Origin of the sequence: Actinomycetospora sp. TBRC 11914 (genome assembly GCF_012933465.1) — a bacterium.
GTDB lineage: Bacteria > Actinomycetota > Actinomycetes > Mycobacteriales > Pseudonocardiaceae > Actinomycetospora.
Genome location: NZ_JABBND010000012.1, coordinates 144,683 through 169,650, shown reverse-complemented (window position 1 = coordinate 169,650; position 24,968 = coordinate 144,683). Strand labels below are relative to the sequence as shown.

Genomic DNA, 24,968 nt, shown 5'->3' with positions numbered 1-24,968 from the left:
CCCGGCTCAGAACGCGTCGAGGTCCAGCGACACCGGGGTTCCCAGGTCGAGGTCGACCCGGCCGCGGTGCTCGCCGGCCGGGACGAGAACGCCGTCGGCCAGCCGGAACGAGGTGAGCACGACCGGGGGGCCGGGCTCCACGACCAGGTAGTGACCGACCCCGGCCTCGGCGTACTCCGCGAGCTTGAGGACCCGGTCGACGCGTCGCGAGCCGGGCGAGACGACCTCGACGACGGCCAGGACGTCGGCCGGTCCGAGGCGCGAGCGCGCGTCGACGGCCTCCGTCCGGACGACCACGACGTCGGGCACCCGCACCGTCGGCGGGTCGGACGTCTCGAGCGTCAGCTCGACCTCGGGGAGCGCCCGCCACGCCGGCCGCAGCGCGGCGTCCAGCGCCGCCACGAGCTGCCCGCTCACCAGTTGGTGACGGCGGGACGGGCGCGGCGACACCTGCAGCACCCCTTCCGCCAGCTCCACCCGGCGTCGCTCGACCGGCACGAGCCCGTCCCACTCGGCGAGGGTCAGCAGATGGTCGGGCCAGGCGGGGGTCGTCACCACGCTCACCTCCCTTCGACGGCGCCGATCGTCGCACGGTTCCGTCAGGCCCCGGGGCGCCGCAGGAAACGGGCCGGGACCTCGTCGGCGAGCCAGGTGTCGTCGTTCCCGTGCCGGAAGACGACGCCGGCGGCAGCCGCCGCGGCGGCGTCCACGACGAACACCACCGGACGTCCGCCGTGCCGGGCCCCGACCCGGCGCGCGGTGGCCTCGTCGGTCGACAGGTGCACGAACCGGCGGCCCATCGGCCGCAGGCCCTCGGCGGTGACCGCGTCCGCCGTCGTCGGCCCGGTGCCGTGGAACAGGACGGCCGGCGGGTCGGCGACCGGGAGCTCGACGCGGCCGTCGACGGAGTGGCCGTACCGGGCGCGGATGCGGTCGCCGTCGAGCTCGTAGCGCTGCTTGCTGCCGTGCGCGACCACGTCCTCGACGTCGGCCCGCGTCACCGGGTGGCCGGGGGCGGAGAGGCCGCGCACCAGCGCGTCGACCGACGTCCAGCCCTCGCCGTCGAGCTCGAGCCCCAGCCGGGCCGGGTCGTGGCGGAGCACCCGCGACATCCGCTTCGAGAGCCGCACGCGGTCGGTCACCGGCGCATCTCCATGAGCCGCTCCCAGACGTCGTCGGGCACCGGCGCCCCGGTGCGCACGAAGGAGGCGCGCAGCGCGGGCCACGTCGCGGTGACCGGGTCGGCGCGCAGGTCGGCGAGCGGGACGGGGCGCTCGAAGCGCTCGACCACCTGGGCCCCGCAGTTCCAGGGGCGCGGGCCGGGCTCGTGGGCCGGCTCCGAGGTCGCGCGCAGCAGGTAGGCGAGGTCCTTCGCCCGCTGCGAACGGTAGAGGACGGCGAGGTCGCCCGGCCGGGTGTCGCGGTGGCAGGCCCAGCGCATCGCCGGGGCGCCGGGGGCGAGCTTGGGGTGCTCGGACCCGTCGTCGTCGAGATAGCAGTCCGGGCCCACGACCCACACCCAGTGCCCCACCACGTCCCCGAGCGTGGCACGCGGCGCGCGGCCGCGCCTCGATCGGGACTCTCCGGGACGTCCCCTACGGTCCCCGGTCGTGGAGACCTTCCGGCTGCGGGTCCAGCTGCGCGACGTCCGTCCCGACGTGGTCCGCGTCGTCGACCTCCCGGCCGCGGCGACGCTCGACGAGGTCCACCTGATGCTCCAGGTCGCGCTCGGGTGGACCGACTCGCACCTGCACGAGTTCGTGGTCGGCGACGTCCACCACGGGGTGGTGGACCCCGACGGCCCGGACGTCGAGGACGAGCGGCGGACCCGGCTGTCCGACCTCCCGGCCCGCTGGATCTACGCGTACGACTTCGGGGACGACTGGACCCACGACGTCGAGCTCCTCGGCGCGGGTGGCGAGGGGCCCGGGTGCGTGTACGGCGAGGGCGACTGCCCACCCGAGGACTGCGGCGGCGCCGGCGGCTTCGACGAGCTCCGCGAGGCGATCGCGCGGGGCGGCACCGACGAGGTCGTGCGCCCCTTCGACCAGGCCCGCGCGGACCGGTTGGTGGCGCAGGTCGCGGGCCGGGTGCCGGAGCCCGTGCGGATGGTGCTCGACGTCGTCGGCCCCGGGGTGACCCCGACGCCGGCCGGGCGGCTGCCGCGCGCGACCGTCCGCGAGGTCCAGGCCCGGCGCCCGGACTGGGCGCCCACGACGAAGCCGGCGCAGCGCGAGGAGGACCTCCCCCCGCTGGCCGGCGTGCACGAGGTCCTCGCCTCGACGCGGCTGCTGCGCCGGAACCGCGGGAAGCTCGTCCCCCTCCGCGCCGCCGGGGACGACCGCGAGGTGCTCCGCCGGCTGCGCGGGTGGTTCGACCCCGGGACCCTCCACGGTGTGCTCGCCGAGCTCGCCCTGGCCATCCTGCTGTCGGCCGGCGACCAGCCGCTCGAGGACCTCGGCACGGCACTCACGGGCCTGCTCGGCGCGACCGTGCGTGTCGACGGGAGCCGGATCGACGAGTCGGACGTCTACCTGGAGCTGCTCCGGCTCACGCCGGCGCTGACCGGGCTGGGGCAGATCACGAGCCGGGGCGGGGGCTGGGCTCCCGGGCCGGAGGCGGGGTGGCTGCTGCCGCGGGCCACCCTGCTCGGCGACCTCTGGGCGCACCACCGGTCAGGGTAGGCGCTCGGCCACCGGGGCCAGCGCGAACGGCACGTGCGGCTCGGCCTGGTACCAGTACGCCACCGACGACCAGTCGTCGCTGCGCCGGTTGGCGTGGCCGTGCTCGATCGTCACGCGGATCGAGCGCTCGAACACCACCGGGTCCTCGACGTGGAAGCGGTACAGCGACACCGGCCCGCGCCAGTTCCGCCCGCCCGGCAGCGTCACCCCGTGGTACGGCGCCGAGTAGGTCTGCGTCGGGCACCAGGCGGTGTTGACGTAGTCCTCGGTGCCGGTGCCGTGCAGCGTCGGGGGCCAGTCGCCGGGCTCCTGGTCGACGAACACCATGTCGTCACCCTCGCCGTACCAGTTCCAGCGCCGGCGGCGGCGCGGCCGGACGTTGAGCACGCAGCCCACGTAGTGCCCGTGGCCGCGAGCCTCCAGGATCGTGTAGTTGTCATCGCCTGTCAGGTTCGTCCCGCCGAACTGGAAGCGGGCGTTCGACCAGCCCGGACGCACGCCGCGGGTCGGGTTCTCCCGGCGCCACTGCGCGTGGAACCGCCCGAGGTCGTCGGAGACGTCGTCGAGCTCCTCGAAGTCGACGTAGGAGTACGCCCACACCTCCTCCGGGGCCTCGTTGACCAGCTCGATCCGGGCGCCGTCGCCGAACGGCATCGCGAACCAGCAGTTCAGCGCCCTGCCGTCCTCCGGGCTCATCTGCAGCGGCAGCGAGACGAAGTTGGTGGTGCGGCCGTGCCCGACGCCGAAGAAGTCGCCGAGGGGCACGTCGACGCTCGGGTGCTCCTCGCCGTCCCACCACATCCGCAGCACGAGCCGGCGCAGCAGGTCGGCCCGGCGGGCGCGCGGGTGCCGCAGCGAGCGCGGGGTCGCCACCGTCATCCAGAGATGGGTGACGACGCCGGCCCCGGGCACGTCGAGCAGGGTGGCGGCCGCGCCCGGCGCGACGTGGGCGCGGTCGTCGTTGCCCCCGGTGCGGTCCCAGCTCGAGCTGCGACGACGGCGGGTGCGGCGCAGCCGGGGCAGGTCGCGCAGGCTCGATCCGTGCGGCCCGTAGTCGGCGGTCATGCCGTGACGGTTCCCGCTGCGCGGCCCGGCGACGGCCGGTCGGCCGGGAAAATCCGGAACCGATCGGTGCCCGCGGTCCTCCAAGCCCCCGACGAGGCCGAACGACACCGGGAGGACCGCATGGCGGGGACGGCGAGGAGGACGCGGCGGCGCACCGGCAGGGCGGGGCGCTCGCCCGGGGGGCGGCGGGCCGCGGCCCGGGTGCCGGGAGCGCTGCCGGTGCAGCTGCTGCCGCACCTGCTCGCGGCGGGCGACCTGCCCCGGGCCCGGGTGGGTGACGTGCTGGAGGTCGTCCCCGCGGTCTACGCCGGGGTGCTGCACCCGGCCGGTCCGTTCCACGGCGCGACCGCGCCGGACTTCTGGTCCGTCGACGAGTTCGGGTGCCTCGACGCCCGCGGCACGGTCACGGCCGTCGCGCTCGACCCGGCGGGCGGCTGCACGTGCCGGATCGACGTCCTCGACGCGGCGGGGTGGCTCGTGCCGGTCAACTGGGCGGCCACCGAGCCACCCGAGGGCGACGGCCCGCTGCACGTCGAGGGGTCGCTGTACCTCGACCCGGTGCTCCACGCCGGGTCCCCGCACGGCGAGGCCGTCGCGCTGTGCCGTCGTCGGTTCCGGGTCGCCGCGCTGCGGCGCTACCGCCGCACCGCAGGCCGGCCGGTCCGGCCCGTCGCCCTCGACCGGGTGCCGTCGCCCGCCGAGGCGTCGGAGGCGGCGGTCTACATCGCCGACCTGGTGCCCGAGCGGGAGGACCGCCCGGCGGTCGCGGGCGAGGCCGGGGACCACGCCGGGCGGAGCTGCTCGTGAGCGCCGGCGCGTGCACCCACGCGGGGTGGACGACTCGGGCGCACGCGCGGGTGCGGGAGGTGACGACGGTGCAGCTCCCGCCGCGGCACCTGCGCGCCGGCCGGCTCCCGGTGGTGGCGATCGGCGAGGAGCTCGAGGTGGCCCCGGTCCTCTACCTGACCGAGCTCGCCGACGTCGGGTGCCGGGCGCCCACGGCGTGGGAGGCGGGCCCCTTCGGGATCGTGGGTGCCTGCGGTGTCGTCGGCGAGCCCCGGGTCCTGCGGCCCGGCGACGACGAGGGCGGGCCGTACGGGGTGGACGTCCTGCGGGTCGGCGAGCGCGAGGTGGTCGTCAACCCCGCCGGGCTCGAGGACATCGAGCAGCTCGAGCCCGGTCGGCCGGTCTTCGTCGAGGGCTCCCTCTACTGCGACCTCGACCTCGTCGGCCTCGGGTCGGCGGTGTCGGTCCCGATGCGGGGCCGCTACCGGCTCGCCGCGGTGCGCCGGTACCGCGCCTGCCTGCCCGGACCTCCCCGGACCGAGCCGCTCGATCGCGTCCCGGCCCCGGAGGACGTCGACCCGGACGTGTTCCTGCACGTCGCGGACCTCGTCGGCCCGCCACGGGTTCAGCCGTGACGCGCCATCTCCTGCAGGCGGGCGATGCGGTCCTGGATCGGTGGGTGGGTGGAGAACAGCCTCGACATCCCCTCACCCGCCCGGAACGGGTTGGCGATCATGAGGTGCGACTGGGAGACGAGCTCCGGTTCCGGCGGCAGCGGGGCGGCCTGGGTGCCGTACTGCAGCTTGTGCAGCGCCGAGGCGAGCGCCAGCGGGTCGTGCGTGAGCTCCGCGCCGCTGGCGTCGGCCTGGTACTCGCGGGTGCGGCTGACCGCCATCTGCACGATGCCCGCCGCCAGCGGGCCGACGAGGGCCAGCAGGATCGTCGCGAGGACGTTGCGGCTGCCGCCGAAGAGCTGCGCCCCGAGCACGACGTAGGTGACGACGCTGGAGAGCGCCCCCGCCACCGACGAGATGAGGATGTCGCGGTTGTAGACGTGGGAGAGCTCGTGCCCGAGGACGCCGCGCAGCTCCCGCTCGTCCAGCAGCCGCAGGATCCCGGTGGTCGCGCACACCGCGGCGTGGCGGGGGCTGCGGCCGGTGGCGAACGCGTTGGGCGCCTCGGTGGGGCTCACGTAGAGCCGCGGCATCGGCTGGTGCGCCGCCGAGGCCAGCTCGCGCACGATGCGGTACATCCCGGGCTGCTCGGCCTCGGTGACCGGCACCGCGTGCATCGCCCGCAGCGCGATCCGGTCGGAGAAGAAGTACGAGTAGCCGTTGACGCCGATCGCGACGAGCAGCGCGATGAACAGACCGCCGCGTCCGAACAGCGACCCGATGACCAGGATGAACGCGCTCAGCCCGCCGAGCAGGAGGGCGGTCTTCAGCCCGTTGCGCACCGTGGGATCCCTTTCGTCGTGAGCCGGGAGGCCCCTCCCGGCTCGTCCACGGATCCCAACGTGCCAGGCGCGCGCGGCGTTCCGCCGGAAGGGTGGGGCCGCTCAGCCGCGGGCGGCGCGGATCTGCTCGGGCGAGGCGCCCAGGGCCTCGAGGTCCTCGGGGCGGCTGTGCCGCAGGAAGTGCTCGACGCCCACCCGGACGAACAGGGCGCGCGCCGTGCCGGCGAGCGGCCCGTCCTCCGCGTCGATCCGGGCCTCGCCGCTCACGAAGTACTTGCGGTCCGCGACGCCGTCGAGGCGGGCGCGCAGCCACAGCGTCGACCCGATCGGGATCGGCCGGCGGAAGTCGGTCTCGAGCCGCGCCGTCACGCAGGCCCCCGTCACCAGCGGCGCGACCGAGCCCAGGCACTCGTCGAACGCCCCGGTGAGGAACCCGCCGTGGATGAGGCCGGGGGCGCCCTGCATGTTCTCGGTCACGAGCATGCGGCTGCGCACCGCGACGCCGTGCCCGGGCTCGCCGCCCTCGCCCCGCTCGTCGTCGACCCAGGACTCGACCCGCAGCCCGCCCGGGACGTCCGCGCACCCACGGCACGTCGGGGTGTGGGGCGGGGTCCGTTCCCCGACCGCCGGCGCCTTCGGGTGGCGGGAGGGGATGGTCGCGTCCTCGGGGACGTCGAGGGTGCGGGGGCGCGCCTGGGTCATGGGCGCACGCTAACCGTCACGGGCACGATGTCGGCCGTGGCTGAGAGCACCGACGCACCCGCCGTCCTCGTCGAGCACCTCCCGCCGGACGACCCGGCGGACGACAGCGGCGTCACCGCACTGCTGACCCTGCGCGACCCGCGGCGGCGCAACGCGATGTCCCGGGCGCTCTCCGACCGCCTCGTCGAGGCCCTCGAGGCGGTCGCCGCCGACGAGCGGGTGCACGCGGTCGTCGTGACCGGGGCCGCCGACCGGGGGCCGGCGTTCTGCGCCGGCGGCGACCTGGACGAGCTCGCGGCCATCGGGCAGTCGGAGGGGACCGACGGCGAGCGGGACATCAAGGCCGTCTACGCGGGCTTCCTCGCGCTCGCCGCCTGTCCGGTGCCGACGATCGCCGCCGTCGACGGGCCCGCCGTCGGGGCGGGCATCAACGTGGCCCTCGCCGCCGACATCCGGCTCGCCGGCGACACCGCGCGCTTCGAGCCGGGCTTCCTGCGGCTGGGCCTGCACCCGGGCGGGGGCATGACGTGGATGACCCAGCGGCTGGTCGGCCAGCAGACGACGCTCGCGATGCTCCTCGGCGGCGAGGGGCTGGACGCCGCGGCGGCGGAGCGCAGCGGGCTCGCGCTGCGCCGGGTGCCCGGCGAGATGCCCGACCCGCCGGTGGGCGAGGACGGGACGGCGGCGCGCTCGCCCGTGGTCGTGGAGGCGCTGCGCCTGGCCGGGCACTCCGCGCGGGCACCGCGCGACCTCGTCGTCGCGACGAAGGCCAGCGTCCGCGCCACGGCCGACCTCGCCGACCACGCGGCGGCCGTCGACGTGGAGGTGGGGCCGCAGCTCACGTCGCTGCACTCGCCCGCCTTCCGGGCCGGGCTGGAGCGGGTGCGCCGCCGTCGCTGAGATCGTCCTGACCGGCGCGTTCGCCGCTGGGGTCCCCTTGTTCGGTCAAGTGTGTTGTGACCCGCAGCGGGTGGCGCGCAGCGCCGATCACCACGCGGTTAACGTGGGATGTTGGGGTGGTCGTCCCCGGGCGCGGGAGCGACCACGGAGAGCACGGCTCGAGTCCTTGCGAAGGGTTGGGATCGCTCGATGAGCACGGACACCGAGGTCGGGGCGGAACTCCCCGACCACCTGGTGGCACACGGCGAGCTCCGGCAGACCGAGGTCAGGCAGACCCACCGCGTCGTCATCCGCTTCGCGGGCGACTCCGGCGACGGGATGCAGCTGACGGGTGACCGCTTCACCTCCGAGGCGGCGGCGTTCGGCAACGACCTCGCGACGCTGCCGAACTTCCCCGCCGAGATCCGTGCTCCCGCGGGGACCCTGCCCGGGGTGTCGAGCTTCCAGCTGCACTTCGCCGACTACGACATCCTCACCCCCGGCGACCGGCCCGACGTGCTGGTGGCGATGAACCCGGCGGCGCTGAAGTCGAACCTGGAGGACCTGCCGCACGGCGGGGTCCTGATCGTGAACACCGACGAGTTCACGAAGCGGAACCTCGCGAAGGTCGGCTACGAGTCGAACCCGCTCGAGGACGACTCGCTGGCGCCCTACCAGGTCCACCAGGTGGCGATGGCGACGCTGACCCGGACGGCGCTCGAGCCGACGGGGATGAGCAAGAAGGACGCCGAGCGCGCGAAGAACATGTTCGCGCTCGGGCTGCTGTCGTGGATGTACCACCGGGGCACCGAGGGCACGGAGCAGTTCCTGCGCGAGAAGTTCGCCAAGAAGCCCGAACTGGCCGAGGCGAACATCCTCGCGTTCCGCACGGGGTGGAACTACGGGGAGACCACCGAGTCGTTCGCGGTCACCTACGAGGTCGCCCCCGCCGCGCTGCCCACCGGCACGTACCGGCAGATCACCGGGAACCTGGCGCTGGCCTACGGCGTGGTCGCGGCGGGGCAGCTCGCGAAGCTGCCGGTGTTCCTCGGCACCTACCCGATCACCCCGGCCTCGGACGTGCTGCACGAGCTGTCCAAGCACAAGGGCATGGGCGTCACGACGTTCCAGGCCGAGGACGAGATCGCCGGCATCGGCGCGGCGCTGGGCGCCTCGTTCGGCGGCTCGCTCGGCGTCACCTCGACCTCCGGGCCGGGTGTGGCGCTGAAGTCCGAGACGATCGGGCTCGCGGTCGCGCTCGAGCTGCCGCTGCTGATCCTCGACGTCCAGCGCGGCGGCCCGTCGACCGGCCTGCCGACCAAGACCGAGCAGGCCGACCTCCTGCAGGCGATGTACGGGCGCAACGGCGAGGCCCCGGTGCCGATCATCGCGCCGGCCTCGCCCAGCGAGTGCTTCGACGCCGCGATCCAGGCGGCGCGGATCGCGCTGACCTACCGCACCCCGGTGTTCCTGCTCTCCGACGGCGCGATCGCCAACGGCTCGGAGCCGTGGAACGTGCCCGACGTCGACACGCTGCCCGACCTCTCCGTCGAGTTCGCGACCGAGCCCAACGCGCCGGACGGGTCCGGGGAGTTCTGGCCCTACCTGCGCGACGCCGACACCCTCGCCCGGCCGTGGGCGGTGCCGGGCACCGCCGGGCTGGAGCACCGCATCGGCGGGCTGGAGAAGGCCGACGGCCGTGGGTCGATCTCCTACGACCCCGACAACCACGACCGCATGGTCCGGCTCCGCCAGGCCAAGATCGACGGCATCGAGGTGCCCGACGTCACGGTCGAGGACCCCGACGGCGACGCCGAGGTCCTCGTGCTCGGGTGGGGCTCGACGTTCGGCCCGATCGGCGCCGCGTGCCGGCGGGTGCGGGGCGCCGGCCTGTCGGTCGCCCAGGCGCACCTGCGCAACCTCAACCCGCTGCCCGACAACCTCGGCGAGGTCCTCGGGCGCTACCGCCGCGTCGTCGTGCCCGAGATGAACCTCGGGCAGCTCGCGATGCTGCTGCGCGCGAAGTACCTGGTGGACGCGCGCTCCTACACCAAGGTGGCAGGCCTGCCCTTCGGGGCAGAAGAGCTCGCCGGCGTCCTCACCGACGCCGTGAAGGGGGACCTTCCCGCATGACCACGGTTGATCTGCCGCTGCCTGGCTCTTCTGGCTCCAAGCTGGGCGGCCTGGACCTCGTCCCGACCACCGACGAGACGCAGAAGGCGAAGGACTTCACCTCCGACCAGGAGGTGCGCTGGTGCCCCGGCTGCGGCGACTACGCCGTGCTGGCCTCGGTGCGCTCGTTCCTGCCCGAGCTCGGGCTCAAGCGCGAGAACATCGTGTTCGTCTCGGGCATCGGCTGCTCGTCGCGCTTCCCGTACTACCTCGACACCTACGGGATGCACTCGATCCACGGCCGGGCCCCGGCGATCGCGACCGGCCTGGCCGTCACGCGCCCGGACCTCTCGGTGTGGGTCGTCACCGGGGACGGCGACGCGCTCTCGATCGGTGGCAACCACCTGATCCACGCGCTGCGCCGGAACATGAACATCACGATCCTGCTGTTCAACAACCGGATCTACGGGCTGACGAAGGGCCAGTACTCCCCGACCTCCGAGGTCGGGAAGGTCACCAAGTCGACGCCGATGGGATCGGTCGACGCCCCGTTCAACCCGGTGTCGCTCGCCCTGGGCGCCGAGGCCACGTTCGTCGGCCGCGCCCTGGACTCCGACCGCAAGGGCCTCACCGAGGTCCTCCGCCAGGCCGCCGCCCACCGCGGCGCCTCGCTGGTCGAGATCTTCCAGGACTGCCCGATCTTCAACGACGGGTCCTTCGACGTCCTGCGCAAGGGCGACGAGGTCTCGCAGCGGCTGATCCCGCTGGTCGACGGCGAGCCCATCCGGTTCGGCAACGACGGCGAGTTCGGGGTGGTCCGCGCGGCCTCCGGCGGGCTCGAGGTGCGCAAGGTCGACGAGGTCGGCGAGGACGCGCTGGTCGTCCACCGCGCCGACGAGCAGGACCCGACGCAGGCGTTCGCGCTGTCGCGGCTCTCCGACCAGGACCTCACCCACACCGTCACGGGCATCTTCCGCAACGTCGAGCGGCCCACCTACGACGACGGCGCCCGGGCCCAGGTCACGGCCGCCACCGAGCAGGCCCAGCAGCGCGGCGACGACCTCCAGGCCCTGCTGCGCGGCAAGGACACCTGGGCGGTCATGCCCACGCCGGAGAACGAGCAGTAGTCGCGCCCACGGGAGCCGGGCGGCCGCGGCCGCCCGGGTCCCGTGCCGTGCGCCTCACCCGAGGGCGGCGAGCGCCACGGCCCGTCCGACCTCGACCGCCTCGCGCAACCGGGCCTCGTCCGTCTCGAGCTGGCCGACGTCCCGGCTGCCGGACGGCGGGCGCAGCGCGTGCACGACCCGGGCGTGGCGACCGAGGAGGTCCGCCTCGTCGGCGAGCTGACGCTCGTACCGGGTGCGCCAGGCGGCGGCCGCGCCGGGGGCGGACCGCCGCAACAGGGCGCGGGCGAGCAGGTCCCCGGAGCGCCACGGCGGGCGGACGGGATCGTCGGCCCGCCGGGTCCGCAGCAGCAGCACGTGGGTCGCGCCCTGCGCCAACGGCGTGCGGAACGGCAGCGTCTCGGCGAGCGCGGCGTCGAGGTAGCGCCGGCCGGCCAGCTCGACGGGTGGCCCGCCGAGGATCGGCAGGTGGGTGGAGGCGCGCACGGCGTCGCGCAGCGTGCCGTCGTCGCGCACCAGGCCGGCCAGGTCCACCGACGCGCCGGAGTCGGCGTCGGTCGCCATCGGGTGCAGCGGTGTTTCGGCCCCGCGGACCGCCGCCCAGTCGAGCGGGACCACCCGGCGGTAGAGCTCGTCCACCACCCAGCGCATGTCGACCAGCGGCCGCCCGCACGCGAGCCGGGGGATGCCCGTCACGCGGCGCATCACGCCCGGGCGGTACCAGGCGGGGATGCCGCGGGCGGTCGCTCCCGCGACGAACCAGGCGCCGTTGATCGTGCCCGCGCTCGCCCCGTAGACCGCGTCGAACACCCCGGAGAACCCCGCCTCGGCGAGCCCGAGAACCATGCCGCCGGACAGCGTCGCGCGGGACCCACCGCCCTCGACGGCCAGGGCGACGCGGTACCCGTCGTCACGGTCGCCCCGCGCCCGGCGGGCCCGGAGGATCTCGACCACGGGGTGCACGCCGGACGTTCGCGCGACGGGACGGAACGGGTCGGGTCCGGACGAGGTCGAGCACCGCCGCGAGGGTGCCACCCGTCCCCGAGTGGCCGGCCGGTGTGCGCCGTCAGACACGGATCTCGCGTGCTCCGGGGGCCGAGGTCGTGGTGAGGTCGAGGTGTGGTCGACGACGACACCACGGCGTCCCGGTCCGCCTCGTCCGGCCTCGCCGCCGCCCTCGGGGCCTACGTGCTCTGGGGCACCTTCCCCGCCTTCTGGCCCCTCCTCGAACCCGCCGGCTCCCTCGAGATCCTCGCCCACCGCATCGGGTGGACGCTCGTCGCGATGCTCGTGCTGCTCACGCTGCGGCGCGGCTGGTCCCAGCTGCGGGGCCGGTCCTGGCGGACCTGGGTGACGATCACCGCCGCGTCGGCGCTCATCACGGTCAACTGGGGCGTCTACATCTGGGGCGTGACCCACGGTCGCGTCGTCGAGAGCGCCCTCGGCTACTACGTGAACCCGCTGGTCTCGGTGGTCCTCGCGGTCGTCGTCCTCGGGGAGCGGTTGCGGCGGACGCAGTGGGTGGCCGTCGGGATCGCGACGGCGGCGGTGGCGGTGCTGTGGGCCGGGACCGGGGCGCTGCCGTGGGTCGCGCTCGTCCTCGCGGGCAGCTTCGGGTTCTACGGCCTGCTCAAGAAGCGCGTGCCGCTCGAACCGGTGGCCGGTCTCACCGCCGAGGGGTTCCTGCTCGGGCCGGTCGCGATCGGCTACCTGGTCTGGCTGCAGGCGGTCGGCACCGGCACCTTCGGCCACGGCACGACCCACACCCTGCTGCTGATCGCCGCGGGCCCGGTGACCGCCGTCCCGCTGCTGCTCTTCGCGGTCGGTGCCCGCCGGCTCCCGCTGGCCACGCTGGGCCTGCTGCAGTACGTCAACCCGACCCTGCAGTTCCTCTGGGGCGTGCTCGTCGACCACGAGCCCATGCCGCCCGCCCGCTGGATCGGGTTCGTGCTGGTGTGGATCGCCCTCGCCGTCCTCGCCCTCGAGGGCTGGTGGGCGCACCGCCGGGTGAGGACGTCGCTCCCGTCGGTTCAGCCCACCCGTTCGACCGTGTAGTCCAGCAGCGCCGACAGCGCGTCGCGGGCCGGCCCCGCGGGCAGCCCGGCCAGCTCGTCGCGGGCGGCCCGCGCCTGGGCGTCGAGCGCCTCGCGGGCCCGCACGAGCCCGTCCGAGCCGCGCAGGATCTCCAGCGCCTCGGCGATCACCGCGTCGTCGGTGATCTCCTCCTCGCCGACGCCCAGCGCGCGCAGCCGGTGGGCGTCGGGCCCGTCGTCGGCGAGCGCGTAGAGCACCGGGAGGGTCGCCACGCCCTCGCGCAGGTCGGTGCCCGGGGTCTTGCCCGAGTCCCCCGACGGCGACGCGATGTCGATGATGTCGTCCGAGACCTGGAACGCGGTCCCGATGATCTCCCCGAACCGCCGCAGCGCCTCGACGTCCGCCGGCCGCGCCCCCGCGAACATCGCCCCGAACCGGCCGGCCGTCGCGATGAGCGACCCGGTCTTCTCGGCGACGACCGCCATGTAGTGCCCGACCGGGTCGTCGCCCCGCGGGCCGCGGGTCTCGCGCATCTGGCCGGTGACGAGCTCGGCGAACGTCTCGGCGATGATCCGCACCGCGTCCGGCCCGAGCTGCGAGACCAGCCGCGAGGCGTGCGCGAACAGGTAGTCCCCGGTGAGGATCGCGACGGTGTTGTCCCAGCGGGCGTTCGCGCTCTGCGCGCCGCGGCGCAGCACGGCCTCGTCCATGACGTCGTCGTGGTAGAGCGTCGCGAGGTGCACCAGCTCCACCGACGTCGCCGCCACGACGACGTCGTCGCTGGTCCCGCCCGCGAGCTGCGCCGCGAGCAGCGTCAGCAGCGGGCGGAACCGCTTCCCGCCCGCCTCGATGAGGTGCAGCGAGGTGTCCGCGACGAAGCGGTAGTCGCTGTGGACCTCCTGGCGCAGCAGGTCCTCGACCCGCTCGAGTCCCGCCGTCACCTCGGCGGCCAGCGCCTCGTCGGCGATCGGGAGGCCGGCGACCTGGGTCGCGGCCGTGGGCGAGGAGCCTGCCGGTGTCGAGCTCTGCACGATCACATTGTCAACCTTGCCGACCACGGAGACCTGTCGGGTATCGCGTCTCAGCCCAGGAACCGGGCGGCGGCCGCCCAGTCCAGGGCGGCCGTCGGGACGACCCCGAGCAGCAGGGTGACCGCGAGACCCAGCGTGATCGACACCGTGGTGAGCGGCCCGGGCAGGCTCACCGACGGTCCGTCGGGCGCCGGCTCGGAGAAGTACATCATCACGATGACCCGCAGGTAGAAGAACGCCGCGATCGCGCTGCACACCAGGCCGACGATCACCAGCGGCGCCTCCCCGTCGGCCAGGCCGGCCGAGAACACCGCGAACTTGGCGGTGAAGCCGCTGGTCAGCGGCACTCCGGCCAGGGCGAGCAGGCAGAACGACAGCGACGCCGCCACGACCGGGGACCGCGTCGCGAGCCCCGCGTACGCCGAGAGGTGGGTCGCCTCGCCGTCGCCGGAGCGCACCAGGGAGACGAGCCCGAGGATCGCGATGGTCGTGAAGCCGTAGGCGAGCAGGTAGAAGAGCGTGGCGGACAGCCCGGCCGGGGTGATCGCCAGGCAGCCGATGAGCAGGAACCCGGCGTGGGCCACCGAGGAGTAGGCGACCATCCGCTTGAGGTCGGTCTGGGTGAGCCCGAGCACCACGCCGATGACCATGGAGGCGATCGCGACCGCCCACAGCACGCCCCGCCACTCGATGCTCGTGGTCCCGAACGCGACGAAGAACACCCGCAGGATCGCGCCGAACGCGGCGACCTTGGTGCAGGCGGCCATGAACGCGGTCACCGGGGTCGGGGCGCCCTGGTAGACGTCCGGCGTCCAGGTGTGGAACGGCCCGACGGAGGCCTTGAACATCAGCCCGACCACCAGCAGCGCGAGCCCGCCGAACAGCAGCGCGTCCCCGCGCGGCGAGCCGGCGGCCGCCGCCGCGATGTCCGAGAGGCGCACCGAGCCGGCGTAGCCGTAGAGCAGGGCGACGCCGTAGAGGAAGAACGCCGAGGCGAACGCCCCGAGCAGGAAGTACTTGACCGCCGACTCCTGCGAGAGCACCCGACGACGCCGGGCCAGCCCGCACAGCAGGTAGAGCGGCAGGCTGAGCACCTCGAGGGCCACGAACATCGTCAGGAGGTCGTTCGCGGCGCAGAAGGCGAGCATCCCGCCGAGGGCGAAGAGCACGAACGGGAAGACCTCGGTGTGCATCTCCGGCGGCGGCCCCGCCGCGGCGCGCGAGCCCCGGGAACCGCCGGACGAGCCGGACGAGCCGGACGAGCCCGACGAGCCGCCGACCGTCGCCATCGCGCGCACCCCGGCCCGCTCCTGGGCCTCGGCGAGCGCCTCCGGATCGGCGACGAACGCGCCGCCCGGCTCGATCGAGCGGTCGGCGATCATGAGGATCGAGGGGATCGCGAGGGCGAGCAGCGTGCCCCAGAGGAACAGGCTCGGGCCGTCCACCGAGAGCGAGCCGGCGAGCGTGATCGTCGCGGGTGTCCCCGCCACGGCGCGCACGACCACGAGGACCAGCGACACGGCGACGGCGGCGAGGCTCAGCACCAGCTGCGGTACCACCCGGCGGTGCAGCGGTACGAACGCCTCGATCAGCACGGACACGCAGGCCGCGCCGAGGACGATCAGCAGCGGGGCGACGGCGCCGTAGTCGACCCCGAGGTTGGCCGAGAGCGATCCGCCCTGGGCGGGGAGCCCCGTGGGCAGGGTCAGCACACTGGTCATCGGGCGACTCCGTTCGGGCCGACCGGGTCGGCGACGCCGACCTCGCTCATGGTGGCGGAGACCGCCGGGTTGATGACGTTCAGCACCGGCTGCGGGAAGAACCCGAGCAGGAAGATCAGCAGGACCAGCGGGGCGAGCACCCCGATCTCCCGCCCGGTGAGGTCACCGAAGCGGGCGCGGGCCCGGGCCGAGGCGTCGTCCTCGAGCATGTCGCGCAGCCCGCCGTCGGTCGGTTCGAACGCCACCGCGGACGCCGCCCCCGGCCCGCGGCCGAGCACCGCCTCGCCGCGCAGCGGACCGGTCATGGTGCGCTGGAAGATCCAGAGCACGTAGAGGGCCGCGAAGATGATGCCGACCGTCGCGATCACCGTGTAGGCCGGCTCCCGCGGCCAGGAGCCGATCAGCACGAGGAACTCCGAGACGAACGAGTTCGTGCCCGGCAGCGACAGCGTGGTGAGCCCGGCGACGAGGAAGAGCCCGGAGAGCACCGGCGCGATCCGCCCGACGCCGCCGTAGTCGGCGATCCGGGACGACCCGCCGCGGGCGGCGAGCATGCCCACGACGAGGAACAGCATCGCCGTCGAGATGCCGTGGTTGACCATGTAGAGCGCCGAGCCGGCGAGCGCCTGCTGCGAGAACGCGAAGATCCCCAGCCCGATGAACCCGAAGTGGGCGATCGAGGTGTAGGCGACGAAGCGCTTCATGTCGGTCTGCATCGCGGCCAGCAGCGCCCCGTAGATCACCCCGATCACCGAGAGCACCAGCACCAGCGGCGCGAGCGACTGCGAGGCCAGCGGGAAGAGCGGCAGGCAGTAGCGCAGGAACCCGAAGACGCCGACCTTGTCCAGGACGCCGACGAGGATGACGCCGCCGCCGATCGGGGCCTCGGCACCGGCGTCGGGCAGCCAGGTGTGCAGCGGCACCAGCGGCGCCTTGATCGCGAACGCCGCGAAGAAGCCGAGGAAGAGCGGGATCTGGGTCGAGAGCGGCAGCTGCGCGGCGAGGTGCTGCAGCGTCGTCCAGTCGAAGCTGGCCTGGCCGAGGCGGGTGCCGCTGGCGACGAAGATCCCGATGATCGACCCGAGCATCAACAGGCCGCCGAGGAACGAGTACAGGAAGAACTTCACCGCCGCGTACTGCCGCCGGGCCCCGCCGAAGCGCCCGATGATGAAGTACATCGGGACGAGCATGACCTCGAAGAGCACGTAGAAGAGGAACACGTCGGTCGCGGCGAAGAGCGCGACGAGGACGCCCTGCAGCGCGAGCATCAGCGCGACGAAGCCGCCGGCGCCGCGGCCGTCGGGGAACCTGTCCGCGGCCCGGGTGAACGACGTGTACGCGATGACGAGCGGCACCAGCACCGCGAGCAGCGCGATCATCGGGAGCGCGATGCCGTCGAGGCCGAGCGCGAACCGGGTGCCGAAGGCCGGGATCCACGGGACGGAGAGCTCGCCCTGGAACCGCGTCGGCGCGGACGGGACGTACAGCGCCCACACGACGACCACGAGGACGAACTCGGCGAGCGAGACGACGAAGCCGGCCGTCTTCGCGGCCGCGTCCCCGCCCGGGGAGCGGACGAGGAAGCCGCAGACCGCCGCGCCGACGAGCGGCAGCAGGACGAGGACCAGCAGGAGGGCGCTCACGGGAGCGTCACCGCCAGCAGCGCCGCGACCAGCACGAGCGAGCCTCCCAGCATCGTCAGGGCGTACGAGCGCACGAACCCGGTCTGGGTGCGCCGGGCCCGGCCCGACGCCCCGCCGAGCAGGGCGGCGGTGCCGTTGACGGCGCCGTCGACCCCGCGGTTGTCGAGGTAGACCAGCGCCCGCGAGAGCCACAGACCCGGGCGGGCGACGAGCCCCTCGTTGATCGCGTTGGCGTAGAGGTCGGCCCGCGCCGCCCGCACCGGCCAGGAGACCCGCGCGGGACGCTCGACCGGGACCGGCCGGCGCCCGACCGTCAGGTAGGCGAGCCCGGCGCCGAGGACCATGAGCACCGAGGCGATGCCGGGCACGAGCCCCGTCGGGATCACGGCGTCGGAGACCTCCTGCACAGGACCGGTCGCCGGTTCCAGCCAGCCGCCGAGGCGCTCCCCGATGACGAGGAACGCGCCCGCCCCGGCCGAACCGACCGCCAGCAGGACCATCGGCACGGTCATCACCCACGGCGACTCGTGCGGGTGGTAGCCGTGCTCGTGGCCCGCCTGAGGCGCCTGGGGTGGCGCCTCCGACTCGGCCTGCGGATCCCACGGCGCCCGCCGCGGGGTGAGCTCCCGCCAGCGCTCGGCGCCGAAGAACGTCATGAGCATCAGCCGCGTCATGTAGAAGGCGGTGAGACCCGCACCGAGCAGCGCCGCGCCACCGAGCAGCCACCCGCGGACGAGCGACCCGCCGAGCGAGGCCTCGATGATCGCGTCCTTCGAGTAGAAGCCGGACAGGAACGGGAAGCCGATCAGGGCGAGGTAGCCGAGCGTGAACGTCGCGAACGTGACCGGCAGGTGGCGGTACAGCCCGCCGAACCGGCGCATGTCGGTCTCGTCGGCCATCCCGTGCATCACCGAGCCGGCCCCGAGGAAGAGCCCGGCCTTGAAGAAGCCGTGGGCGAGCAGGTGCGCCAGGCCCGCCGCGTAGCCGATGGGCCCGAGGCCGACCGCCAGCATCATGTAGCCGATCTGGCTGACCGTGGAGTAGGCGAGGACCTTCTTGATGTCGTCGTAGGCGCACCCGACGATCGCGCCGATGAGCAGCGTGACCGCCCCGACGATCGTCACCGCGAGCTGGCCCGCGGGGGCCAGGTCGTAGAGCGGGTGGGTGCGGGCGACGAGGTAGACCCCCGCGGTGACCATGGTGGCGGCGTGGATGAGGGCCGACACCGGGGTCGGGCCCTCCATGGCGTCGGGGAGCCAGGCCTGCAGCGGGAACTGGCCCGACTTGCCGCACGCGCCGAGCAGGAGCAGCAGCGTCACCGCGGTGAGCGTGCCCGTCGACATCTCGCCGGCCCGGGCGAACACCTCGGTGTACTGGGTGGTGCCCAGCTGCTGGAACAGGATGAAGATCGCGAGCGCCAGGCCGACGTCGCCGACCCGGTTCATCAGGAACGCCTTCTTCGCCGCGCTCGCCGCGAGCGGCCGGGCGACGTAGAAGCCGATGAGCAGGTACGACGCCAGGCCGACGCCCTCCCACCCGAGGTAGAGGGTCACGAAGCCGTTGCCGAGGACCAGCACGAGCATCGACGCGACGAACAGGTTGAGCATCGCGAAGAACTTGCGACGGTGCGGGTCGTGGCTCATGTAGCCCACGGAGTAGATGTGGATGAGCGAACCGACACCGGTGATGAGCAGGACGAACGTCAGCGACAGCGGGTCGAGCCGCAGCCCGAACTCCACCGTCAGCGACCCGGAGCCGAACCACTCGTAGAGCGGCAGGTCGCGGACCCGCTCCTCGCCGGGCAGCGCGAGGGCCTGCACGAACAGGACCACGCCGTAGACGAACGACAGCAGCACCGTCGCGACCCCGAGCAGGTGGCCCCACCGGTCGGTGCGCTTCCCGCCGAGGAAGAGCACGAGGGCGCCGAGCGCGGGCAGGGCCACCAGGACCCAGGCCGCGGCTCCGGCCCCGGTCGCGGGACCGACGGGCGGCAGGGGGTCAGCCGCCAGGAGGGCGAGCATCGGTGCTCCCGTCAGTACTTGAGGAGGTTCGCGTCGTCGACCGAGGCGGTCCGGCGCGCGCGGAAGATGGACATGATGATCGAGAGGCCGACGACGACCTCCGCGGCGGCCACGACCATGACGAAGAACGCCATCACCTGGCCGTCGAGCGAGCCGTTGAGGCGCGCGAAGGTGACCAGCGACAGGTTCACCGCGTTGAGCATGAGCTCGACGCACATGAACACGACGATCGCGTTGCGCCGCACCAGCACCCCGACGGTGCCGATGGCGAACAGGACCGCGGACAGCAGCAGGTAGTTGGTGGGGCTCACGTCTGGCTCCCCTGGATCTCGCCCGCGCCGACCTCGTGGTGCGGGTCGTGGTGCGGCTCGTGGTCCCGGGCGTGCTGGTCGTGCTCGTCGCCGGCGTGGGCGAGCTCGGTGGCGTGGCCCAACCGTTCGCGGGCCGTCGCCTCGATGATCGACGAGAGCGACTCCGGCGCGACCGACCCGTCGGGCAGCAGCGCCGGGGTGGCCACCGAGTCCGCCGTCGCGAAGACGCCGGGCCCGGACCGTGAGCCGTACTTCTCCGGTGGGCCGAGCAGGCGCTGCGTGACCCGCTCGCGCTGGGTGATCACCTTGGCCTTCGCGCGGCCGGCGAAGGTGTAGACCATCGCCCCCAGCGCACCGGTGATGATCAGCGCCGAGGTGAGCTCGAACGCGAGCAGGTAGCGCTGGTAGATCAGCAGGCCGAGGCTGCCGACGTTCGAGCCCGGCGCGGGCCCGATGGCGAGCGGGACGACGACCGAGTTCGCGACCGCGCCGAGCAGCAGCGCGGCGAACCCGATCCCGAGGACCGCCGCGGCGACCCGCTGGCCGCGCAGCACCTCGACCACCGAGTCCGACGCGTCCCGGCCGACCATCATCAGCACGAAGACGAACAGCATCATGATCGCGCCGGTGTAGACGATGATCTGGGTGAAGCCCAGGAACGGCGCGGACTGGACCATGTAGAGCCCGCCCAGCGAGAGCATCGTCAGCACGAGCCAGAGCGCGGAGTGCACGGCGTTGCGGGAGAACACCATCCCGAGCCCGCCGGCCAGCGCGATCGGCCCGAGGATCCAGAAGGCGACCGCTTCGCCCGTCGAGGTCGTCATGACCGGCCTTCCCCCGTCGCTCCGCTCGCCTCAGGAGAGCCCCTCTTGGCCAGCGGGCCCTTCCCGACGAGGGCCGCGCCCGGCTCGACGTTCGCGCCCGCGCGGTTGTCCGTGTCGAGGTCGTGCTCGCCGGCCTGCTCCCGGCCCTGCCGGGCCATCTCGGGGCCCTGCACGTAGTAGTCCTGCTCGTCGTCGCCGAGCCGCATCGGGTGCGGCGGCTGCTCCATCCCCGGCAGCAGCGGGGCCAGGAGCATCTCCTTGGTGTAGATGAGGTCCTGGCGGTCGTCGTCGGCGAGCTCGTACTCGTTGGTCATCGTCAGCGACCGCGTCGGGCACGCCTCGATGCACAGCCCGCAGCCGATGCAGCGCAGGTAGTTGATCTGGTAGATCGCGCCGTAGCGCTCGCCCGGCGAGTACCGCGCCTCGGGGGTGTTGTCGCCGCCCTCGACGTAGATCGCGTCGGCCGGGCAGGCCCAGGCGCAGAGCTCGCAGCCCACGCACTTCTCGAGGCCGTCCGGGTGCCGGTTGAGCTGATGGCGGCCGTGGTAGCGCGGCGCGGTCACCTTCTTGACCAGCGGGTACTCCTCGGTGACGACCTTCTTGAACATCGTCGAGAAGGTGACGCCGAAGCCCGCGATGCCGTCGAACATGCCCATCAGGCGTCCTCCTTGTCGGCCCCGGAGCCGACCGCGGCCGTCTCCTTCGCCGCCGGGGTGACCGACCGGCGTCGGCGTGGTGGCGAGGGCGGCACCGCCAGGTCGAGCGGCGGCACGGGGTAGTCGGACACGACCGTCGGTTCCTCCGGCGCCTCGTCGGCGGGTCGGCGGTCGGGCAGCAGCACCGCGACGACCACCGCGACGACGAGCACCACGGCGCCGATCAGCAGCACGACCGGCGCGGACACCGTGCCGTACTCGGTCCGCAGCACGCGCAGCGCGGAGACCGCGACGATCCACACCAGGCTGATCGGGATGAGGATCTTCCAGCCGAGCCGCATGAACTGGTCGTAGCGCTGGCGGGGAAGCGTGCCGCGGAGCCAGATGTAGACGAAGAGGAACACGAACATCTTGGTGATGAACCAGATGACCGGGAACCAGCCCTCGTTCGCGCCCGCCCACAGCGAGAGCGGCCACGGGGCGCGCCAGCCGCCCAGGAAGAGGGTGGTGGCGACCGCCGAGAGGGTCACCATGTTGACGTACTCGGCGAGGAAGAACAGCGCGAACTTCAGCGAGGAGTACTCGGTGTGGAAGCCGCCGACCAGCTCGGACTCGGCCTCCGGGAGGTCGAACGGCGCGCGGTTGGTCTCGCCGACCATCGAGATCGCGAAGACGACGAAGCTCACCGGCAGCAGCCAGATGTACCAGCCGGTCTGCTGGGCCGAGACGATGTCGGCCGTCGAGAGCGACCCGGCGTAGAGCACCACGCCGATGATCGACAGGCCGAGGGCGAGCTCGTAGGAGATCACCTGGGCGGCGCTGCGCAGGCTGCCCAGCAGCGGGTACGGCGACCCGGAGGCCCAGCCGGAGAGCACGATGCCGTAGACCCCGACCGACGAGCAGGCCATCGCGACGAGCACGCCCACCGGGAGGTCGGCGACCTGCAGCGCGGTGTGGTGCCCGAAGATCGACACCTCCGGGCCGAGCGGGATGACCGCGAACGCGACGAACGCGGGGATCGTCGAGATCACCGGCGCGATGAAGAAGACCGCCTTGTCCGCGAGGACCGGGCGGATGTCCTCCTTGAACGCCAGCTTGAGCCCGTCGGCCAGCGACTGGAGCAGGCCGAACGGGCCGTTCCAGTTCGGGCCGGGCCGCTGCTGCATCCGGCCGACCACGCGCCGCTCGAGCCAGATCATGAACAGCGTCATGAGCAGGAGCAGCGCGAAGACGACGACGACCTTGACGATCGTCAGCCAGAGCGGGTCGTTCGCGAGCAGCGCCTGGGTGTAGCCCGGGGCGCCGGGCGGTGGGAGCGGGTTCACTGCTGGTCTCCCGACTCGGGGGCCGCGGACCCGGTCACCCGGACCGGGCCGCCGTGGTGGAGGCCGAGCGCGGCGAGGGTGGTCACGCCGCTCGCACCCGGCACGTGCGAGGGCGCCCAGACGACGTCCTCGGGCAGGTCGGCGAGCTCGACGACGAGGTCGAGCCCGGCCAGTGTGGGGTCCGGTTCCGCGTGGCGGCCGGGCTGCTCGGCGGCGTGCAGCCGGGCGGGCTCCCCGGCGACGAGGCCGAGGCGCTCGGCGGTGGCCGCCGCGACCCGGAGGCGGGCGGGGCGGGCGGTGCCGGGCAGGTCGGGCTCCTGGGCGAGGAGCGCGCCGCCGTCGAGCAGCTGGCGCCAGGTGGCCAGCCGGACGGTGCCCGGCGCCCGTCCCGCGGGCTCCGAATCGGGCCGGGTCCTCGGCGTCGACGGCGTCACCGCCACGGTGCCCAGCTCCGCGAGCTCGGCGGCCGCCGCGGCCGGGGTCTGCGTGAACAGGTCGACGTCCATCTCGACGGCGAGCGAGTCGAGCACCCGGCAGTCGGGCAGCGTGATCGCAGCCGTCCCGCCGACGCGCCCGGAGGAACCCTGGCCGGGGTCGATCGTCGTCGCGAACGTCCGGTCGCGGCCCTCCCAGTTGCGGTAGGTGCCGCCGCGGTTCACCGCGGGCGCCACCGGGAGGACCACGTCGGCGTACCCGGTGACCTCGGAGAACACCTGCTCCAGCGAAACGACGACGTCGGCCTCGGCGAGCGCGGCGCGGGCCAGCGCGGGGTCGGGGAGGTCGGCGGGCTCCAGGCCGCCGACCACCAGACCGGCGAGGACCCCGTCCGCGGCGGCCCGCAGCATGGCGGTGACGTCACGGCCGGGGCTCTCGGGCAGCGTCGGGACGCCCCAGACCGCGGCGACCGCCTCGCGGGCGTCGGCGTCGGTGAGCAGGCGCGCACCGGGCAGCAGCGTCGGGAGCGCCCCGGCGTCCACCCCGCCGCGCTCCCCCGCGCGCCGCGGCACCCAGGCGACCCGGGCCCCCGTCCGGGACCCGAGCCCGGCCACCGCGGTGAGCAGGCCCGGCACCTCGGCGGCGCGCTCGCCGACGAGGACGACCGCCCCGGGCTCGCCGAGCGCGGTGGCGACGTCGTCGGGGAGGTCGTCGAGGGCGGCGGGCTCGTCGCCGGGGGCGACGCGCACCAGGTGGCCACCGGTCTTCGCGACGGCGGGCGTGGTCCAGGACCCGACGTGCACCACCCGGGTGCCGTGGCGGGAGGCCTTGCGCAGCCGCAGGAAGACGATCGGCGACTCCTCCTCGGGGTCGAACGCGACGCACAGCACGGTGCGGGCGGCCTCGAGGTGGGCGTAGGAGACGTGGCCCGGGGCGACGCCCGCGACGTGGCCGGCGAGGAAGTCGAGCTCCTCGTCGGAGTGCACGCGGGCGCGGTGGTCGACGTCGTTGCTGCGCAGCGCCAGCCGGGCGAACTTGCCGTAGGCGTAGGCGTCCTCGACGGTCAGCCGGCCGCCGGGCAGCACCCCGACCCCCTTCTTGGGATCGCCCTCGGCTTCGACGCCGTCGTCCCCCACGAGCACCCGGCCCGGGCCGGAGCCGTCGCGCGCGGCGAGCAGCAGCTCGGCGGCCCGCTCGAGCGCCTCGATCCACGAGACCGCCACCAGCTCGCCGTCGTCACCGCGGACCATCGGCGCGAGCACGCGCTGCGGCGAGGTCGGGTAGCGGAACGCGAAGCGGCCCTTGTCGCAGAGCCACTCCTCGTTGACGTTCGGGTCCTCGCCCGCCAGGACGCGGGTGACGCCGCCGCGGCGCCAGTCGCGCCGGGTCGAGCAGCCCGAGGCGCAGTGCTCGCACTGGCCGGGCGTGGAGACGAGGTCGAACGGCCGGCTGCGGAACCGGTAGGAGGCCGAGGTCAGCGCGCCGACCGGGCAGATCTGGATGGTGTTGCCGGAGAAGTAGGACTGGAACTCCTCGCCCTCGCCCCAGGCCGTCTCCTCGGTCCCGATCTGCTGGTGGGCGCCGCGCTCGAGGAGCTCGATGAACGGGTCGCCGGCGATCTGCTCGGAGAACCGGGTGCAGCGCTGGCAGAGCACGCAGCGCTCGCGGTCGAGCAGGACCTCGTCGGAGATCGGCAGCGGCTTGGCGAAGTGCCGCTTCTCCTCGACGAACCGCGACTCCGCCCGGCCGGACGACATCGCCTGGTTCTGCAGCGGGCACTCGCCGCCCTTGTCGCAGATCGGGCAGTCCAGCGGGTGGTTGATGAGCAGCAGCTCCATCACGCCCTGCTGGGCCTTGTCGGCCACCGGCGAGGTGTGCTGGGTCTTGACGACCATCCCGTCGGCGACGGTCATCGTGCAGCTGGCCTGCGGCTTGGGCATCGGCCGGCCGCCCATCTCGACCTCGACCAGGCACTGACGGCAGGCGCCCGCCGGGTCGAGGAGGGGGTGGTCGCAGAACCGGGGGACGACGATGCCGAGGCGCTCGCAGGTCCGGATGAGGAGCTCGCCCTTGGGCGCGTCGACGGTCTGGCCGTCGATCGTCAGCCGGACGTGGCCCTCGGGGACCGGCGGTGCCTCCTGCTCTGGCGCTTGCGTCAT

Annotated in this window: 23 protein-coding genes; 7 read left to right on the top strand and 16 right to left on the bottom strand. The window is 74.0% G+C overall.

Annotated elements, in window-relative coordinates; genetic code table 11:
- Window positions 1–6 precede the first annotated feature (6 nt).
- From HH311_RS19220 to HH311_RS19210, 3 genes are read right to left on the bottom strand one after another with little or no spacing between them, the layout of a single operon-like run.
- Window positions 7–555: a Uma2 family endonuclease gene (locus HH311_RS19220; protein WP_169185288.1), complete on the bottom strand. Its 549-nt coding sequence runs from the start codon at window positions 553–555 to the stop codon at window positions 7–9.
- Between the two features lie 44 nt (window positions 556–599).
- Window positions 600–1,142, bottom strand: a complete 543-nt coding sequence (locus HH311_RS19215; RefSeq protein WP_169185287.1) for an RNA 2'-phosphotransferase — start codon at window positions 1,140–1,142, stop codon at window positions 600–602.
- A complete protein-coding gene (locus tag HH311_RS19210) occupies window positions 1,139–1,534 on the bottom strand; it encodes an EVE domain-containing protein (RefSeq protein ID WP_169185286.1) in 396 nt (131 codons plus the stop codon). Before HH311_RS19210 ends, HH311_RS19215 begins: the two co-directional genes overlap by 4 nt.
- Window positions 1,535–1,610: 76 nt before the next feature.
- Between HH311_RS19210 and HH311_RS19205 the strand changes: the two genes are divergently transcribed.
- Window positions 1,611–2,684, top strand: a complete 1,074-nt coding sequence (locus HH311_RS19205; RefSeq protein ID WP_169185285.1) for a plasmid pRiA4b ORF-3 family protein — start codon at window positions 1,611–1,613, stop codon at window positions 2,682–2,684.
- Here the strand turns inward: HH311_RS19205 and HH311_RS19200 are convergent.
- Window positions 2,676–3,749, bottom strand: a complete 1,074-nt coding sequence (locus tag HH311_RS19200; protein WP_169185284.1) for a glycoside hydrolase family 172 protein — start codon at window positions 3,747–3,749, stop codon at window positions 2,676–2,678. The genes HH311_RS19205 and HH311_RS19200 overlap by 9 nt on opposite strands.
- A gap of 120 nt (window positions 3,750–3,869) precedes the next feature.
- Here HH311_RS19200 and HH311_RS19195 point away from each other — a divergent pair, with 120 nt between their 5' ends.
- Window positions 3,870–4,556 (top strand): hypothetical protein, encoded by a 687-nt coding sequence (locus HH311_RS19195; protein WP_169185283.1) that lies wholly within the window; start codon window positions 3,870–3,872, stop codon window positions 4,554–4,556.
- Window positions 4,553–5,170 (top strand): hypothetical protein, encoded by a 618-nt coding sequence (locus HH311_RS19190; protein WP_169185282.1) that lies wholly within the window; start codon window positions 4,553–4,555, stop codon window positions 5,168–5,170. The genes HH311_RS19195 and HH311_RS19190 overlap by 4 nt, the downstream gene beginning before the upstream one ends.
- Here HH311_RS19190 and htpX read toward each other — a convergent pair.
- A complete protein-coding gene (htpX, locus tag HH311_RS19185; RefSeq protein ID WP_312030244.1) occupies window positions 5,161–5,991 on the bottom strand; it encodes a zinc metalloprotease HtpX in 831 nt (276 codons plus the stop codon). The two genes, HH311_RS19190 and htpX, sit on opposite strands and share 10 nt — an antisense overlap.
- Before the next feature lie 102 nt (window positions 5,992–6,093).
- Window positions 6,094–6,693: a PaaI family thioesterase gene (locus HH311_RS19180; protein ID WP_169185281.1), complete on the bottom strand. Its 600-nt coding sequence runs from the start codon at window positions 6,691–6,693 to the stop codon at window positions 6,094–6,096.
- Window positions 6,694–6,720: 27 nt separating this feature from the next.
- On the opposite strand from HH311_RS19180, the gene HH311_RS19175 reads away from it, so the two are divergent.
- The 3 genes from HH311_RS19175 (at window position 6,721) to HH311_RS19165 (ending at window position 10,811) form a co-directional block, all read left to right on the top strand.
- Window positions 6,721–7,593 (top strand): enoyl-CoA hydratase-related protein, encoded by an 873-nt coding sequence (locus HH311_RS19175; RefSeq protein ID WP_169185280.1) that lies wholly within the window; start codon window positions 6,721–6,723, stop codon window positions 7,591–7,593.
- A gap of 189 nt (window positions 7,594–7,782) precedes the next feature.
- Window positions 7,783–9,705, top strand: a complete 1,923-nt coding sequence (locus HH311_RS19170; protein WP_169185279.1) for a 2-oxoacid:acceptor oxidoreductase subunit alpha — start codon at window positions 7,783–7,785, stop codon at window positions 9,703–9,705.
- Entirely contained in the window at window positions 9,702–10,811 is a 1,110-nt protein-coding gene (locus tag HH311_RS19165; protein ID WP_169185278.1) for a 2-oxoacid:ferredoxin oxidoreductase subunit beta, read from the top strand. Before HH311_RS19170 ends, HH311_RS19165 begins: the two co-directional genes overlap by 4 nt.
- A gap of 54 nt (window positions 10,812–10,865) precedes the next feature.
- Here HH311_RS19165 and HH311_RS19160 read toward each other — a convergent pair whose 3' ends face one another.
- On the bottom strand, window positions 10,866–11,762 hold the full coding sequence (locus HH311_RS19160) for a patatin family protein (RefSeq protein WP_211190460.1): 897 nt from the start codon (window positions 11,760–11,762) through the stop codon (window positions 10,866–10,868).
- Between the two features lie 165 nt (window positions 11,763–11,927).
- Here HH311_RS19160 and rarD point away from each other — a divergent pair, with 165 nt between their 5' ends.
- Window positions 11,928–12,863 carry an EamA family transporter RarD gene (rarD, locus tag HH311_RS19155; RefSeq protein WP_169185276.1) on the top strand — a complete coding sequence of 312 codons (936 nt, stop codon included), beginning with the start codon at window positions 11,928–11,930 and terminating at the stop codon, window positions 12,861–12,863.
- Here the strand turns inward: rarD and HH311_RS19150 are convergent.
- Genes HH311_RS19150 through HH311_RS19110 form a run of 9 tightly spaced genes read right to left on the bottom strand, consistent with a single transcriptional unit; the run spans window position 12,839 to window position 24,968 of the window.
- A complete protein-coding gene (locus HH311_RS19150) occupies window positions 12,839–13,873 on the bottom strand; it encodes a polyprenyl synthetase family protein (RefSeq protein ID WP_169185275.1) in 1,035 nt (344 codons plus the stop codon). The two genes, rarD and HH311_RS19150, sit on opposite strands and share 25 nt — an antisense overlap.
- A gap of 50 nt (window positions 13,874–13,923) precedes the next feature.
- Window positions 13,924–15,594: an NADH-quinone oxidoreductase subunit NuoN gene (gene nuoN, locus HH311_RS19145; RefSeq protein ID WP_169185274.1), complete on the bottom strand. Its 1,671-nt coding sequence runs from the start codon at window positions 15,592–15,594 to the stop codon at window positions 13,924–13,926.
- The gene (locus tag HH311_RS19140) at window positions 15,591–17,237 is read right to left on the bottom strand and encodes a NuoM family protein (protein WP_169185273.1); all 1,647 of its coding nucleotides are present in this window, start codon (window positions 17,235–17,237) and stop codon (window positions 15,591–15,593) included. Before HH311_RS19140 ends, nuoN begins: the two co-directional genes overlap by 4 nt.
- The gene (gene nuoL, locus HH311_RS19135; RefSeq protein ID WP_169185272.1) at window positions 17,234–19,258 is read right to left on the bottom strand and encodes an NADH-quinone oxidoreductase subunit L; all 2,025 of its coding nucleotides are present in this window, start codon (window positions 19,256–19,258) and stop codon (window positions 17,234–17,236) included. Before nuoL ends, HH311_RS19140 begins: the two co-directional genes overlap by 4 nt.
- A gap of 11 nt (window positions 19,259–19,269) precedes the next feature.
- Window positions 19,270–19,569, bottom strand: coding sequence for an NADH-quinone oxidoreductase subunit NuoK (nuoK, locus tag HH311_RS19130; RefSeq protein ID WP_169185271.1), 300 nt, complete (start codon window positions 19,567–19,569; stop codon window positions 19,270–19,272).
- Window positions 19,566–20,393, bottom strand: coding sequence for an NADH-quinone oxidoreductase subunit J (locus HH311_RS19125; protein WP_169185270.1), 828 nt, complete (start codon window positions 20,391–20,393; stop codon window positions 19,566–19,568). Before HH311_RS19125 ends, nuoK begins: the two co-directional genes overlap by 4 nt.
- The gene (gene nuoI, locus HH311_RS19120) at window positions 20,390–21,049 is read right to left on the bottom strand and encodes an NADH-quinone oxidoreductase subunit NuoI (RefSeq protein ID WP_169185269.1); all 660 of its coding nucleotides are present in this window, start codon (window positions 21,047–21,049) and stop codon (window positions 20,390–20,392) included. Before nuoI ends, HH311_RS19125 begins: the two co-directional genes overlap by 4 nt.
- Window positions 21,049–22,374 (bottom strand): NADH-quinone oxidoreductase subunit NuoH, encoded by a 1,326-nt coding sequence (gene nuoH, locus HH311_RS19115; protein WP_169185268.1) that lies wholly within the window; start codon window positions 22,372–22,374, stop codon window positions 21,049–21,051. Before nuoH ends, nuoI begins: the two co-directional genes overlap by 1 nt.
- Window positions 22,371–24,968 (bottom strand): NADH-quinone oxidoreductase subunit G, encoded by a 2,598-nt coding sequence (locus tag HH311_RS19110; RefSeq protein ID WP_169185267.1) that lies wholly within the window; start codon window positions 24,966–24,968, stop codon window positions 22,371–22,373. Before HH311_RS19110 ends, nuoH begins: the two co-directional genes overlap by 4 nt.